The organism is Nocardioides terrae, from assembly GCF_900112345.1.
In the GTDB taxonomy this organism is placed as follows: domain Bacteria; phylum Actinomycetota; class Actinomycetes; order Propionibacteriales; family Nocardioidaceae; genus Nocardioides; species Nocardioides terrae.
Genome location: NZ_FOLB01000002.1, coordinates 300,619 through 315,368 on the forward strand (window position 1 = coordinate 300,619; position 14,750 = coordinate 315,368).

A 14,750-nucleotide genomic window follows, 5' to 3' on the forward strand; every position below is an offset into this window, starting at 1 on the left:
ATAGGCCAATTCGCTCCGCTGTCAATATGGTGGACCGGTGCCGGAGCCCCATGCCCCTCACACCGCCTCTTCGCGAGGCGGGCTGCCGCGCGCCCTGCCACGGACGCGCCTCTACGAGCAGGTGGCCGAGCAGATCAGCCGCTGGATCGCCGACAACGGCCTCGTCGCCGGTGACCGCCTGCCGCCCGAGCGCGAGCTCGCCCAGCACCTCGGCGTCAGCCGCGCCACCCTGAGCCAGGCGCTCGTCGCGCTCGAGGTGGTCGGCGCGGTAGCGGTCCGGCACGGCGACGGCACCGTCGTCCGGCTCGACACCCCCGGGCGGATCGCCGACGCGGTCCGCGCCCACCTGCACCGGCTGCCGGACATCATCGACACCCGTGACGCGCTGGAGACCAAGACCGCGGGCCTCGCCGCGATCCGGCGTACCGACGACGACCTCGCCCGGATCGACGAGGCCCTGGAGGCGATGGCCGCGGACATCGACGCCGGCGGCCGGGGCGTGGAGGCCGACGAGCGGTTCCACGCCGCGGTCACCACCGCCGCCCAGTCGCCGCTGCTGGCGCGGCTCATGGCCGAGATCGCCGAGCTGGTCCGCGAGACGCGCCTGGAGTCGCTCTCCCAGCCCGGCCGGCCGCGGGACTCGCTCGCCGGCCACCGGGCGGTCGCCGAGGCGATCCGGGCCGGCGAGGAGGAGGCCGCGGCGCGCGCGATGCACGCCCACGTCCGGATGGTGAGCGACGTGGCGATCCTGCGGCCGGGCGAGGGCGGCGCCGGCGCCACGCCGGCGACGTGACCGCGACATGACGGGGCTGGACCAGTTGGCCGTGCTCCTCGCCGGCGTCGGCGCCGGGGTCATGACGTCCACCGTCGGCGTCGCCTCGCTGCTCAGCTTCCCGGTGCTGCTCGCGGTCGGGCTGCCACCGGTGACCGCCAACGCCTCCAACACCGTCGGCCTCACGCCGGGCGCGGTCAGCGGATCGTTCGGCTACCGCGCCGAGCTGCGCACCCACCTCGGCATCACCGCGATGGTCGTCGCGACGTGCGCGATCGGGGCCGCCGCAGGAGCGGCACTGCTCCTCACGCTGCCGGCGGACCTGTTCGAGGCGGTCGCGCCCTGGCTGATCCTCACCACGTGCGTCATCGTCGGCGTCCAGCCGCCCCTCAACCGGTGGCTGCGGCGCCGCCACACGGAGATGGTCGACCGCACCTCCGCGTCACCGCTGACGATGGCCTTCTCGCTGCTCGTCGGCGTCTACGGCGGCTACTTCGGCGCCGGCTCCGGCGTCATGATGATGGCGGTGCTCGGCCTCGGGCTCGACATCGACTTCCGCATCATCAACGGCCTCAAGACCCTCGCTGTGCTCGCGTCCAACCTGGTCGCGTCGGTCATCTTCCTCGCCCGCGCCGATCTCGACTGGCGTGCCGTCGCACTGCTGGCCGCCGGCTCGATCATCGGCGGGTACGCCGGCGCCCGCCTCGGCCGGCGGCTCCCACCCGCCCTGCTGCGGACCGTGATCGTGGTCGTCGGGGTGATCGCGGCGACCACGATGCTGCTCTGAGGCCGGTTCCTAGCCGGCCGGCTCGGGCCGCTGCTCGCGGAAGAACTCCTGCAGCAGCCGCGTCGACTCCTCCGCGAGCACGCCGGAGACGACCTCGGGCCGGTGGTTGAGGCGGCGGTCGCGGACGACGTCCCACAGCGAGCCGACCGCGCCGGCCTTGTCGTCGAACGCACCGAAGACCAGCCTCGCCACGCGGGCGAGGACCACCGCGCCCGCGCACATCGTGCACGGCTCGAGGGTGACGAGCAGCGTGCAGCCCTCGAGCCGCCACTCGCCGAGGTGGCGGGCCGCCTCGCGGATCGCAATGACCTCGGCGTGGCCGGTCGGGTCGGCGGCGACCTCGCGGACGTTGCGGCCACGACCGATGACCCCGCCCGAGGGGTCGAGCACGACGGCACCGATCGGCACGTCGCCGGTCGCCAAGGCGCCGCGCGCCTCATCGAGGGCAAGGGCCATCAGGTCGTCGTACGAAGTGGTCGTCATCGCGACCGGATCGTATGACGTCCGATCACGCGCTGGTGAGCCCGACCGCGTCGTCGAAGAGGTCCCCGAAGCCCATCTTGCGGGCCACCTCGGAGAGCATCTCGTCGGGGTAGAGGTCGACGTCGTCGAGCAGCACGCCCATGTCCATCGCGCTCATGCCCGCGTCGGCGAGCAGTCCGAGGTCGCCGGCGGGCTCCGGCTCGTCCTCCTCCTCGGGCATCGGCAGGCCGAGGAACTCCACGACGCTCGCGGCTAGCTCCCACTCGTCGGCGGCGGTGACGTCGGAGAGCAGGGCGCTGACGTTGGCCCCCGCCACGCGTACGACGACGAAGAAGTCCTCGTCGATGCCGATGAGGCTCACAGCACCGCCGTCGCCGGGGAAGCGGCGCAGCGCGTGCGCGAGGGTCTCGACGTCGGTCAGGAGGTCGTGGGCGAGCTCCTGGACCTGCCAGACCCCCTCCTCGCGGAAGACCGCGAGGGCGAAGTCGACGCCCTCATTCAGATCGGACATGTTCCCAGACTGACATCCGAGGCGCGGCCCGCCAACCCCCTTGAGCGATTGGCGGGGTCCCCACTCGGAGCTGGACCCTCTAAGGTCTGCGCCATGCGCACCCACGTCGTCGACCATCCCCTCGTGGCCCACAAGCTGACCCGGCTGCGTGACGAGACGACCGACTCGCCGACCTTCCGGGCGCTCGCCGACGAGCTCGTGACGCTGCTCGCCTACGAGGCGACCCGCGAGGTCCGGGTGGAGTCGCACGACATCGTGACGCCGGTGGCGCCCACGACCGGCGTCCACCTGGCTCGGCCGGCGCCCCTCGTCGTCCCCATCCTCCGCGCCGGGCTCGGCATGCTGGACGGGATGATGCGGCTGCTGCCGACCGGCGAGGTCGGCTTCCTCGGCATGGTCCGCAACGAGGAGACGCTCGAGGCGACCACCTACGCCGAGCGGCTGCCCGAGGACCTCTCCGGCCGTCAGTGCTACGTGCTCGACCCCATGCTCGCCACCGGCGGCACGCTCGCCGCGGCGATCCGGTTCCTCGTCGACCGGGGTGCCGACCACATCACCTGCATCACGCTGCTCTCCGCTCCGGAGGGGCTCGCCAAGCTCGAGGCCGGCCTGGCCGGCGTGGACGTCCCGGTCACCGTGGTGACCGCCGCCGTCGACGAGCGGCTCAACGAGCACGGCTACATCGTGCCCGGGCTCGGCGACGCGGGCGACCGGCTCTACGGGCTCGCGCAGTAGCCGATCAGCGGGTCACCCGCTCAGCGCGAACTCCTCGAGCACCTCGTAGCGTGGCCGGTTGCGCGGACCTTCGCCGAGGTGCGACTGCACCAGGCTGATCGACGACGCGGTCCAGGACGGGCCGCGGTAGGCGTCGAGCAGCCGCACCCACCTCGTGGCCTCCTGCGGGCGGCCGAGCCGCGCGACGGTCAGGTGCGGGCGGAACCGCTGGCCGCCCACCTCGATCCCGCTCCTGGCCGCCGCCGCTCGCGCGCCGGTGGCCATCCGGTCCAGCTCGGTGCGGCCGTCGTCGCCGAGCGACAGGCCCGCCCACAGCACCCGGGCGCGGGCGGCGTCGGGGAACGCCCCGCCACCCGCGATCGCCGTCTCGAAGCGGGTACGCCGGCCGGCGGCCCGCCCGAGCCGTTCGACGAGGTCGTCCAGCGATCGCTCGGGCGCGTCGGCCAGGAAGGCGAGCGTGACGTGGACCTGGTCGGACTGCGTCCAGCGGAACGGGCCGGCCTCCCGGCGTACGTCGAGGAAGTCGTCGAGGTCCTCCAGCGCCTCCTGGGGCGGGATCAGCGCGACGAACAGCCTCATCCGAGAACAGTGGTCCCGAGCAGGTTTCCGATCAGGTAGGTGATGCCCATCGCGAACGCGCCGCCGAGGACGTTGCGGATGACCGCGCGGCGCCAGTCGGCGTAGCCCAGCGTGGCGCTGGTCCAGCCCGTGAAGGCGAGGGCGACGAGCACGGCGAGCACCGTGACGTAGAAGCGCTCCGGCGAGGGCAACAGGATCGTGAACAGCGGCAGCAGGCCGCCGAGCGAGAAGGCGATCATGGAGGCGGAGGCGGCGTACCAGGGCTTGGCGACGTCGTTCACGTCGATGCCGAACTCGAGGTAGGAGTGCACGCGCAGCGCGTTCCACTCGGTGAGCTCGCGGGCCGCGGTCGCTGCGGTCTGCGGCGTCATGCCGCGGTCCTCGAGCATCTGGGTGAGGTGGGCGAGCTCCTCCTCGGGCATCCGCTGGAGGTCGTGCCGCTCTGCGCTCACCAGGGCCAGCTCGGCGTCGCGCTGGGTGGAGACGGAGACGTACTCCCCCGCCGCCATCGAGAGCGCACCAGCCACGAGCGCCGCGACGCCGGCGATGAGGATCGCGGAGCGGTCGTCGGCCGCTCCGGCGACGCCCATCACGAGGCCGGCGACGGACACGATGCCGTCGTTGGCGCCGAGGACGCCGGCCCGCAGCCAGTTGAGCCGGTTGCTGAGGCCCTCGGTGTCGCCGTGCTCGTGGTGCGACAGGTCGGTCAGCTCAGCCATACGCCCATCGTCCCAGCCGGGACGACGGGCCGCAAAAAAGGTGAGCCTGACCTCAGGGGTCTCGATACGCTCGCTGGCGCTCGCTACTCGACCACCGAGGACCTGGCGCTCGCTACTCGACCACCGAGCATCGCATGACTTCGGAGGCCGAGCATCGCACGACTTCGCTGGTCGAGCATCGCATGACTTCGGAGGCCGAGCATCGCACGACTTCGCTGGTCGAGTAGCCGGAGCCGCTAGGCGGAGGCGTATCGAGACCCGCGCGTCACAGGCCGAGGTCGCGGCCGATGAGCTCCTTCATGATCTCGTTGGAGCCCGCCCAGATCTTCGTGACGCGGGCGTCGCGCCAGGCGCGGGCGACGCGGTACTCGTTCATGAACCCGTAGCCGCCGTGCAGCTGGACGCAGTGGTCGAGCACCTCGCTCTGGGTCTGCGAGGACCAGTACTTCGCCTTCGCCGCCTCGACCGCGCTGAGCTCGCCCTTGGCGTGGGCGGCGACGCACTTGTCGATGTAGGACTCCGCGACCTCGATCTTGGTGAACAGCTCGGCCAGCAGGAACTTGTTGTGCTGGAAGTTGCCGATCGACTGGCCGAAGGCCTTGCGGTCCTTGGCGTACTGCAGCGTCTCGATCAGGATCTGCTTGGCGTGCGCGACGTTGGCCACCGCGCAGGACAGGCGCTCCTGCGCGAGCTTCTGCATCATGTGGATGAAGCCCATGTCGAGCTCGCCGATGACCTCGGCGTCGGTGACCCGGACGTTCTCGAAGAAGAGCTCGGCGGTGTCGGACTCCTCCATGCCGACCTTGTCGAGCTTGCGGCCGCGGCTGAAGCCCTCCTTGGTCGCCTCGACGCCGAAGAGGGTGATGCCCTTGGCGCCCTTCTCGGGGTCGGTCCGCGCCGCGACCACGACCAGGTCGGCGGAGTAGCCGTTGGTGATGAACGTCTTGGAGCCGTTGATGACCCACTCGTCGCCGTCGCGGACCGCTGTCGTGCGCAGCGCGGCCAGGTCGGAGCCTCCGGAGGGCTCGGTCATGCCGATGGCGAGCAGGATCTCGCCGGAGCAGATGCCGGGCAGCCAGCGCCGCTTCTGCTCCTCGGTGCCGAGCTCGACGATGTAGGGCGCGGTGATGTCCACGTGGATCCCGACGCAGGTCGGGAATGCAGCCCCGACCTTGGCGAGCTCCTCCTCGAGGACGGCGTTGAAGCGGAAGTCGCCGGCACCGGCGCCGTCGTACTCCTCGGGGACGGAGAGGCCGAGGAAGCCGTTCGCGCCCGCCTCGAGCCAGAACTCGCGGGGCAGCGCCTTGTCGGCGATGTACTTGTCGGTGTTCGGGATCACCGAACGCTCGAGCCACTGGCGCACCGAGGCGCGGAAGTCCTCGTGGTCCTCGTCGTAGATGTCGCGCTTCATGCGCCCATCGTACGGCGCAAGTTACTGGCGCGTACGTCGACCGGCGCCGAGCCGCCTCACGCGGGGCTGGCGGCGGCTTCGGCCGCCTCGGAAGGCTCTGCCGGCTCGGTGACCCGGCGCGGCATCAGCAGCGCGCCGATGATGAGCAGTCCGGAGATCGCCGCGCTCACGATGAAGACGGTGTGCAGCGCAGGAGCGAGCACGCCGGCCGGGAGCTCGTCGAGCGAGGAGACCCGGCCGCCGAGCCGGTCGGCGACGTAGGAGTTGGCGACGGCGCCGAAGATCGCGACCCCGACGGCGCTGCCGATCGAGCGGGCGAACATGTTGGCGCCCGTCGCGACGCCGCGGCTGCGCCAGTCGACGCTGGCCTGCGCGGCGACCACGCCCGGACTGGCGGTGAGGCCGAAGCCGAGGCCCATGACGAAGCAGCACAGCGTGAGGTGCGCGAAGGAGGACTCCGGACCGACGGTGAGCAGCAGCAGAGAACCGGCCACGGTGATGACCGCACCGAGGCAGACGGTCAGGCGGAAGCCGATGGTGAGGTAGAGCCGCCCGCACTGCGACGCCGCGATCGGCCAGCCGATGGTCATACCGGCGAGCGCGAGGCCGGCGACCACCGCGCCGTGGCCGAGCACGTGCTGGGCGTAGAGCGGGACGTAGGAGGAGAGGCCGAGCATCACGCAGCCGACGAGCAGGCTGCCCAGGGAGGACGCGTTGAGGACCCTGCGCCGGAAGACCCACAGCGGCAGGACCGGCTCGCTCACCCGCGCCTCGACCAGGACGAACCCGGCGAGGAGGACCACCGCGGCGGCGAAGATCAGCAGGCTCGGCGCCGAGCCCCACGCCCAGTCCTGACCGCCCTCGAGGAGGCCCAGCAGGAGCAGGACCCCGCCGCCCGTCAACAGCAGGGCGCCGGCCCAGTCGATCGACGTACGCCTGCGCTGGACGCGCTCGTCGAAACGGCGCACGAGCATCCAGGCGGCGGCCAGGCCGAGCGGGACGTTGACGAAGAAGATCCACCGCCACGAGGCGTAGTCGGCGAACACGCCGCCCAGCGTCGGGCCGACCAGCGAGGCCATCGCCCACACCGACGCGATGTAGCCCTGCACCTTGGGACGCTCGGCCAGCGTGTAGATGTCGCCGACGATCGTCATGCCCATCGGCTGCACGGCGCCGGCGCCGAGGCCCTGCACGGCGCGGAAGACGATCAGGCTCCCCATCGACCAGGCGAAGCCGCACAGCACCGAGCCGACGAGGAAGAGAGCGATCCCGAGCAGCATCACCGGCTTGCGGCCGAGGACGTCGGAGACCTTGCCGTAGATCGGGACGCTCACCGCGGTGGCGAGGACGTAGACCGAGAAGAGCCAGGGGAACCGGGTGAACCCGCCGAGGTCGCCGACCACGCTGGGGACGGCGGTGGCCAGGATCGTGGAGTCGATCGCGACAAGGCCCGTGCTGAGCATCACCGCGAGGAGGATCGGCCCGCGTTCGCTGCGCAGTCCGACGTCGCGCCGGCTGATCGTCGGGGAGGTCACACGAAGACAAGCGGCCGGGCCCGTTGCGCATTCCCCTCCGGTGGATACCTGTTGCCCATGATCGACGTGGAGGTCTGGCCGGGGCAGCCCTACCCCCTCGGAGCGACGTTCGACGGGAGGGGGACGAACTTCGCCCTCTTCAGCGAGGTCGCCGAGCGGGTGGAGCTGTGTCTCTTCGACGACGAGGGGACGGAGACCCGGGTCGAGGTGACCGAGTGCGACGCACTCGTGTGGCACTGCTACCTGCCGCAGGTGCAGCCGGGCCAGCGCTACGGCTACCGCGTCCACGGACCGTGGGACCCGGCGCACGGACTGCGGTGCAACCCCAACAAGCTGCTCCTCGACCCCTACGCGAAGGCGACCTACGGGGAGATCGACTGGGACCCGTCGCTGTTCGGCTACGAGTTCGACGACCCGGACCAGCGCAACGACGCCGACTCGGCGTCGCACATGATGCTCGGCGTCGTCGTCAACCCGTTCTTCGACTGGGAGGGCGACCAGCGGCCGCGCTACCGCTACAACGAGTCGGTCATCTACGAGGCGCACGTGAAGGGGCTGACCCAGCTCCACCCGGACGTCCCCGAGGAGCTGCGGGGCACGTACGCCGGGCTGGCGCACCCGGCCGTCGTCGAGCACCTGACCACCTTGGGGATCACAGCCATCGAGCTGATGCCGGTGCACCAGTTCGTGCAGGACGACACGCTGCTCCAGAAGGGCCTGCGCAACTACTGGGGCTACAACACCCTCGGGTTCTTCGCCCCGCACGCGGCGTACGCGACGACCGGCGCCGACGGCACCGCCGGGCAGCAGGTCCAGGAGTTCAAGCAGATGGTGAAGACCCTTCACTCATCGGGCATCGAGGTCATCCTCGACGTGGTCTACAACCACACCGCCGAGGGCAACCACCTCGGCCCGACGCTGTCGTTCAAGGGCATCGACAACCCGGCGTACTACCGCCTCGTCGAGGACGACCAGCAGTACTACATGGACTACACCGGCACCGGCAACACCCTCAACGTCCGGCACCCGCACTCGCTGCAGCTGATCATGGACTCACTGCGCTACTGGGTGACCGAGATGCACGTCGACGGCTTCCGCTTCGACCTCGCGGCGACCCTCGCCCGCGAGTTCTACGACGTCGACCGGCTGGCCACCTTCTTCGAGCTGGTGCAGCAGGACCCGGTCGTCTCCCAGGTGAAGCTGATCGCCGAGCCGTGGGACGTCGGCCCGGGCGGCTACCAGGTCGGCGGCTTCCCCGCGCAGTGGACCGAGTGGAACGGGAAGTTCCGCGACACCGTGCGCGACTTCTGGCGCGGTGAGCCGTCGCTGGGCGAGTTCGCGACCCGGGTCGCCGGATCGTCCGACCTCTACGAGAACAGCGGCCGCAAGCCGTTCGCGTCGGTCAACTTCATCACCGCGCACGACGGCTTCACCCTGCGTGACCTGGTGTCGTACAACGACAAGCACAACGACGCCAACGGCGAGGACAACAACGACGGCGAGAGCCACAACCGGTCGTGGAACCGCGGGGCGGAGGGCCCCACCGACGACCCCGCGATCCTGGGCGAGCGCGCCAAGGCGCAGCGCAACCTGCTGGCCACGCTGCTGCTGAGCCAGGGCGTGCCGATGATCGCGCACGGCGACGAGCTCGGCCGGACGCAGCAGGGCAACAACAACGTCTATGCCCAGGACAACGAGCTCAGCTGGGTGCACTGGGACCAGGCCGACACCCCGCTGCTGGAGTTCACCGCGACGCTGGTCCGGCTGCGCCGGGCGCACCCGACCTTCCGCCGCCGTCAGTACTTCACCGGTGACGCGGTCCGCACCCCCGTCGCCGCGGGCGACGTCGCGGCCGACGGTGCCGGTGACGGTGCCGGTGACGGACAGGACGGCCCCGCCTCGGACATCGTGTGGTTGGGTCTCGACGGTCACCCGATGCAGGACGACGGCTGGAACTCGCCGGACTCGCAGGCGATCGGGATGTACCTCAACGGCCAGGGCATCGCGGGGACCGACGAGCGCGGTCAGCGGATCATCGACCAGCACTTCCTGCTCTACTTCAACGCCGACGGCGCGACCGACGTCGTCCTGCCCAGCGAGGAGTACGCCTCCGGCTGGGACGTCGTCATCGACACCGGCGGTGGCGCCGGCGACCGTGGTGCGCTCGACGCCGGCGCGACGATGCCGCTCGCATCCGGCTCGGTCATCGTCCTGTGCGAGCACCAGGCGCCCGAGGCCGACCCCGACAACTCCGTCGCCGCGTCGGTGGCCCTGCTCGCCGCCCAGGCGGGCTCGGCGGGTGACGACTCCGAGGGAGAGGGCTGATGCGGGTCCCGGCCAGCACCTACCGACTGCAGATCACGCACGACTTCGACCTCTTCGAGGCCGCCCGTCGGCTTCCCTACCTCCACGACCTCGGCGTCGACTGGGTCTACCTCTCGCCGCTGCTGGCCGCCGAGCCCGGCAGCGACCACGGCTACGACGTCGTCGCCTTCGACCGGATCGACCCCGACCGCGGCGGCCCCGAGGGTCTGGCGGCGCTGTCGCAGGAGGCGCGCCGGCTCGACATGGGCGTGCTTGTCGACATCGTCCCGAACCACGTCGGCGTCGCGACGCCCTCGGAGGACCCGTGGTGGTGGGACGTGCTGCGGCTCGGCCGGGAGTCCGAGCACGCGACGGCGTTCGACATCGACTGGGCAGCAGCCGGGGGGCGGATCCGCATCCCTGTGGTGGGCGATGACGACCAGTCGGCCGAGGGCGGCCCGATCGCCAACCTGCGGCTCGTCGACACCCCCGAGGGCGGCGAGCTGCTCTACCACGACAACCACTACCCGATCGCGCCCGGGAGCTGGTCGCCGGAGGAGGAGCCGGACCTCGACCCCGACACCGTGCACGAGCGGCAGCACTACGAACTGGTGAACTGGCGCGCCGCCGACGACGACCTCAACTACCGCCGCTTCTTCGCCGTCAACACCCTCGCCGCCGTGCGCGTCGAGGACCCTGAGGTCTTCGCCGACACCCACGTCGAGATCAGGCGCTGGTTCGAGGAGGGACTCGTCGACGGCCTGCGCGTCGACCACCCCGACGGCCTCCGCGACCCGAAGCGCTACCTGGACGACCTCGCCGCCCTCACCGGCGGCGCCTACGTGCTGGTCGAGAAGATCCTCGAGCCCGGCGAGGAGCTGCCCTCGGACTGGGCCACGGCCGGCACCACGGGCTACGACGCCCTGGCGTCCGTCGACCGGGTGCTCACCGACCCGGCCGCCCGCGAGCCGCTCGACGCGCTGGAGGCGCGCCTGCGCGGGGCGCCCGTGGAGTGGGAGACGATGACCCACGACCTCAAGCGGCAGGTCGCCGACACGATCCTGCACTCCGAGGTCCGCCGGATCACCCGTGAGGTGCGCCGGACGCCTGGCTTCGCGACGGGCGCTGCGCGCCCTCCTCAACCGGCCTCGATGGTCGAGGAGGTAGCGCAGCAGCCGTCTCGAGGCCCCGGGTCGTTCGGTGCGGTCGAGGACGCCGTCGCCGAGCTGCTCGCCTGCTTCCCGGTCTACCGCTCCTACCTGCCGGTGGGCCGGGAGCACCTCGACGAGGCCTTCGCCCGCGCCCGGATCCGGCGACCGGACCTGGGGGCGACGTACGACCTGCTGCTGCCGGTGCTGTCCGACCCGTGGTCGGCGCCTGCCCGACGCTTCCAGCAGACCAGCGGCATGGTGATGGCCAAGGGCGTGGAGGACTGCGCGTTCTACCGCTGGTCGCGGCTCACCTCGCTCAACGAGGTCGGCGGCGACCCGTCGCACTTCGCGCTCGACGTCCCCGGCTTCCACGCCGCGATGACCACCCGGCAGGACCGGTGGCCGCACGCTATGACGACGCTGTCGACGCACGACACCAAGCGGGGCGAGGACGTCCGCGCCCGGATCGGCGTGCTCGCCGAGGTGCCGGCCGAGTGGGAGGCCACGCTCGACGCCGTGCTCGGCCTGACCTCGCCACCGGACGCCGGGTTCGCGTCGCTGCTGCTCCAGGCGGCCCTCGGCGCCTGGCCGCTCTCCCGCGAACGCCTGCACGCCTACGCCGAGAAGGCGATGCGCGAGGCCGGCGACCGCACGACATGGACGGCGCCGGACGAGGCCTACGAGGCCGGTGTGCACGCCTTCGTCGACGCGTTGTACGACGACCCGCAGGTCCGCGCTGCGCTCGACCCGCTGCTCCAGGCGATCGTCCGGCCCGGCTGGTCGAACGCGTTGGCGGCCAAGCTGATCGCGCTCACCATGCCCGGCGTGCCGGACGTCTACCAGGGCAGCGAGCTGTGGGAGCAGAGCCTCGTCGACCCCGACAACCGCCGGCCGGTCGACCTCGACCTGCGCGCCTCGCTTCTCGGCGCCGGCGCTCCGCCGGCCCCGGCGGCCGGCCTGGACGACCTCGGCGCGGCGAAGCTGCACCTCGTCCGCAAGGCGCTGGGACTGCGCCGCGACCGGCCCGAGCTGTTCACCGGCTACGCCCCGGTGCCGGCCGTCGGGCCGGCGGCCGGCCACGTGCTCGCCTTCGACCGGGGCGGCGCCCTCACTGTCGCGACCCGGCTCCCCGTCGGGCTCGAGCGGTCCGGTGGCTGGCAGGGCACCCGGCTCGAGCTCCCGCCCGGACGCTGGCGCGACGAGCTTTCCGGCGCCGAGACGACCACCGGCCAGCTCGGCTGCCTGCTCGCGGCCTCCCCGGTCGCCCTCCTCGTCAAGGTGCAACCGTGACGCGGGGACGCTTCGACGTCTGGGCGCCGCGGCCCGAGCGGGTCCGGCTGCTCGTCGGCGGCGGGACGGTCGAGATGGCGCGCGGGGACGACGGCTGGTGGACGCCGACGGGCCCCGTGCCCGAGGGCGAGGTGGACTACGGCTACCTGCTCGACGACGACCCGACGCCGAAGCCCGACCCCCGGTCGCGGCAGCAGCCCGCAGGGGTGCACGAGCTCTCGCGGACGTTCGACTCGTCGACGTACGACTGGGGCGACTCGGCGTGGACCGGGCGCCAGCTCGCCGGGTCGGTGATCTACGAGCTGCACGTCGGGACCTTCACCCCCGAGGGGACCCTGGACGCGGCCGTCGAGCGGCTCGACCACCTGCGCTCGATCGGTGTCGACCTCGTCGAGGTCATGCCCGTCAACGACTTCAACGGCACCCACAACTGGGGCTACGACGGCGTCTTGTGGTCGGCCGTCCACGAGCAGTACGGCGGCCCGGCGGCGTACCGGCGCTTCGTCGACGCCTGCCACCGCGCCGGGCTCGGCGTCATCCAGGACGTCGTCTACAACCACCTCGGTCCGTCGGGGAACTACCTGCCGCTGTTCGGGCCCTACCTCAAGGAGGGCCGCAACACCTGGGGCGACCTCGTCAACGTGGAGGAGCCGGAGGTCCGCCGCTACATCCTCGACAACGTGCAGATGTGGCTGCGCGACCTGCACGTCGACGGGCTGCGACTGGACGCCGTCCACGCGCTGGTCGATCCCTCGCCGACGCACCTGCTGGAGGAGATGGCGATCGAGGTGGCTGCGCTGTCCGCTCACGTCGGCCGGCCGCTGACCCTGATCGCCGAGTCCGACCTCAACGACACGCGGATGGTCACGCCGCGCGAGGCGCGCGGGCGCGGGCTCCACGCGCAGTGGAGCGACGACTTCCACCATGCCCTGCACGTCGCACTGACCGGGGAGACGCAGGGCTACTACGCCGACTTCGCCCCGCTGTCGGCGCTGGCCAAGGTGTGCGAGCGCGGGTTCTTCCACGACGGCACCTGGTCGTCCTTCCGCGGCCGTCCGCACGGCCGGCCGGTCGACCGCGCCGCGATGCCCACCTGGCGGCTGGTCGTGGCCAACCAGAACCACGACCAGGTCGGCAACCGCGCCATCGGCGACCGGCTCACCGCGCAGCTCGACGTCGACCAGCTGTCCTGTGCCGCGCTGCTGACGCTGTGCGGTCCCTTCACGCCGATGCTGTTCATGGGCGAGGAGTTCGCCGCCTCGACGCCGTTCCAGTTCTTCACCTCGCACCCCGAGCCCGAGCTCGGCCGGGCGACCGCGGAGGGCCGGATCGAGGAGTTCGCCGCGCACGGCTGGGACGCGGCCGACGTCCCCGACCCGCAGGACCCGGAGACGTTCGCGCGGTCGAAGCTGGACTGGTCCGAGGCGGGCTCCGGGCGGGGCGCGCAGCTGCTCGCGGTCTACCGGGAGCTGGCCGGGCTGAGGCGCCGGCTGCCCGACCTGACCGACCCGGCCTTCACGAGCGTGGAGTGCACCGCCGACGAGTCGAGCCGGGTGCTCACGCTGCGGCGCGGGCGGACGCTCGTCGCGGTCAACTTCGGAGCCGACGCGGCCACCGTGCCGGTCGCGGACGGCGAGCTGGCGTTCACGACACCCGCCGGCGCGTCGTACGCCGACGGGGTGCTGTCACTGCCGCCCCACGCCGGGGCGCTGGTCGTCAGCTGAGCTCGTCGACCCACGCCGGGACGACCGCCCCGGCCGGACCGTGCCGGGCCTCGTCGAAGAGCGCCGTGCCGAGCGATGGCTCGAGGTTGAGCTCCAGCGTGCGCGTGCCGTGGTCGTGCGCGGAGCGGACGAAGCCCGCGGCGGGATAGACGGCGCCGCTGGTGCCGATCGAGACGAAGAGGTCGGCCCGGCGCAGCGCGTCGTCGATGCGGTCGAGGCCGTAGGGGTACTCGCCGAACCACACGACGTCGGGTCGCAGCGCCGCCTCCCCGCAACCCGGGCAGGCCGGCCTGGCCAGCAGGTCGCCGTCCCACCCGAAGCGCCCGTCGCAGGCCTGGCACCACGCGCGGAGCAGCTCGCCGTGCATGTGCACGAGGTTGCGGGAGCCGGCCCGCTCGTGGAGGTCGTCGACGTTCTGGGTGACGACGAGGACGTCGTGCCTCTCCTCGAGTGCGGCCAACGCCAGGTGGGCCGGGTTGGGCACCACGGTGGCGAGGTGGGCGCGACGGTCGTCGTAGAACCGCTGCACCGTGTCCGGGTCGCACTCGAAGCCCTCGGGCGTCGCAACGTCCTCGACGCGGTGGCCCTCCCACAGCCCGTCCTCGGCGCGGAACGTCGGCACCCCGCTCTCGGCGCTGATGCCGGCGCCGGTGAGGACGACGATCCGGAGGCGTTCGGGGGGCGGCACGGCTCCGAGCGTACGGGCGGCCCCGGCGATGGTCCGCCGGAGCCGCCTCGATGCGAACGGG

Annotated in this window: 13 protein-coding genes; 6 read left to right on the top strand and 7 right to left on the bottom strand. The window is 72.0% G+C overall.

Annotated features, from left to right (window positions below):
* Positions 1–37 precede the first annotated feature (37 nt).
* Positions 38–793: a FadR/GntR family transcriptional regulator gene (locus tag BM236_RS04235; protein WP_245750120.1), complete on the top strand. Its 756-nt coding sequence runs from the start codon at positions 38–40 to the stop codon at positions 791–793.
* A 7-nt stretch (positions 794–800) separates the two neighbouring features.
* Positions 801–1,559: a sulfite exporter TauE/SafE family protein gene (locus tag BM236_RS04240; protein WP_091120570.1), complete on the top strand. Its 759-nt coding sequence runs from the start codon at positions 801–803 to the stop codon at positions 1,557–1,559.
* Positions 1,560–1,568: 9 nt separating this feature from the next.
* Here BM236_RS04240 and BM236_RS04245 read toward each other — a convergent pair whose 3' ends face one another.
* Both BM236_RS04245 and BM236_RS04250 read right to left on the bottom strand, forming a co-directional pair.
* The gene (locus tag BM236_RS04245) at positions 1,569–2,015 is read right to left on the bottom strand and encodes a nucleoside deaminase (RefSeq protein WP_091120825.1); all 447 of its coding nucleotides are present in this window, start codon (positions 2,013–2,015) and stop codon (positions 1,569–1,571) included.
* A gap of 52 nt (positions 2,016–2,067) precedes the next feature.
* A complete protein-coding gene (locus BM236_RS04250; protein WP_091120572.1) occupies positions 2,068–2,553 on the bottom strand; it encodes a tRNA adenosine deaminase-associated protein in 486 nt (161 codons plus the stop codon).
* A gap of 93 nt (positions 2,554–2,646) precedes the next feature.
* On the opposite strand from BM236_RS04250, the gene upp reads away from it, so the two are divergent.
* Positions 2,647–3,288: a uracil phosphoribosyltransferase gene (gene upp, locus BM236_RS04255; protein ID WP_091120574.1), complete on the top strand. Its 642-nt coding sequence runs from the start codon at positions 2,647–2,649 to the stop codon at positions 3,286–3,288.
* A 12-nt stretch (positions 3,289–3,300) separates the two neighbouring features.
* Here the strand turns inward: upp and thpR are convergent, their stop codons facing one another.
* The 4 genes from thpR to BM236_RS04275 all read right to left on the bottom strand — a co-directional run bounded on the left by thpR (position 3,301) and on the right by BM236_RS04275 (position 7,532).
* A complete protein-coding gene (thpR, locus tag BM236_RS04260) occupies positions 3,301–3,867 on the bottom strand; it encodes an RNA 2',3'-cyclic phosphodiesterase (protein WP_091120576.1) in 567 nt (188 codons plus the stop codon).
* Positions 3,864–4,586 carry a VIT1/CCC1 transporter family protein gene (locus tag BM236_RS04265; RefSeq protein ID WP_091120578.1) on the bottom strand — a complete coding sequence of 241 codons (723 nt, stop codon included), beginning with the start codon at positions 4,584–4,586 and terminating at the stop codon, positions 3,864–3,866. The genes thpR and BM236_RS04265 overlap by 4 nt, the downstream gene beginning before the upstream one ends.
* Before the next feature lie 265 nt (positions 4,587–4,851).
* On the bottom strand, positions 4,852–5,997 hold the full coding sequence (locus BM236_RS04270) for an acyl-CoA dehydrogenase family protein (RefSeq protein ID WP_091120581.1): 1,146 nt from the start codon (positions 5,995–5,997) through the stop codon (positions 4,852–4,854).
* A gap of 56 nt (positions 5,998–6,053) precedes the next feature.
* Positions 6,054–7,532, bottom strand: a complete 1,479-nt coding sequence (locus BM236_RS04275) for an MDR family MFS transporter (protein ID WP_245750121.1) — start codon at positions 7,530–7,532, stop codon at positions 6,054–6,056.
* 66 nt (positions 7,533–7,598) lie between these two features.
* On the opposite strand from BM236_RS04275, the gene glgX reads away from it, so the two are divergent.
* From glgX to treZ, 3 genes are read left to right on the top strand one after another with little or no spacing between them, the layout of a single operon-like run.
* Positions 7,599–9,857 (top strand): glycogen debranching protein GlgX, encoded by a 2,259-nt coding sequence (glgX, locus tag BM236_RS04280; RefSeq protein ID WP_091120829.1) that lies wholly within the window; start codon positions 7,599–7,601, stop codon positions 9,855–9,857.
* Complete coding sequence (treY, locus tag BM236_RS19210) at positions 9,857–12,277, top strand: malto-oligosyltrehalose synthase (protein WP_091120583.1); 2,421 nt, start codon at positions 9,857–9,859, stop codon at positions 12,275–12,277. The genes glgX and treY overlap by 1 nt, the downstream gene beginning before the upstream one ends.
* A complete protein-coding gene (gene treZ, locus BM236_RS04290) occupies positions 12,274–14,001 on the top strand; it encodes a malto-oligosyltrehalose trehalohydrolase (protein WP_091120585.1) in 1,728 nt (575 codons plus the stop codon). The genes treY and treZ overlap by 4 nt, the downstream gene beginning before the upstream one ends.
* On the opposite strand, the gene BM236_RS04295 is transcribed toward treZ, so the two are convergent.
* Positions 13,994–14,689: an NAD-dependent deacylase gene (locus BM236_RS04295; protein ID WP_217645225.1), complete on the bottom strand. Its 696-nt coding sequence runs from the start codon at positions 14,687–14,689 to the stop codon at positions 13,994–13,996. The genes treZ and BM236_RS04295 overlap by 8 nt on opposite strands.
* Positions 14,690–14,750 lie beyond the last annotated feature (61 nt).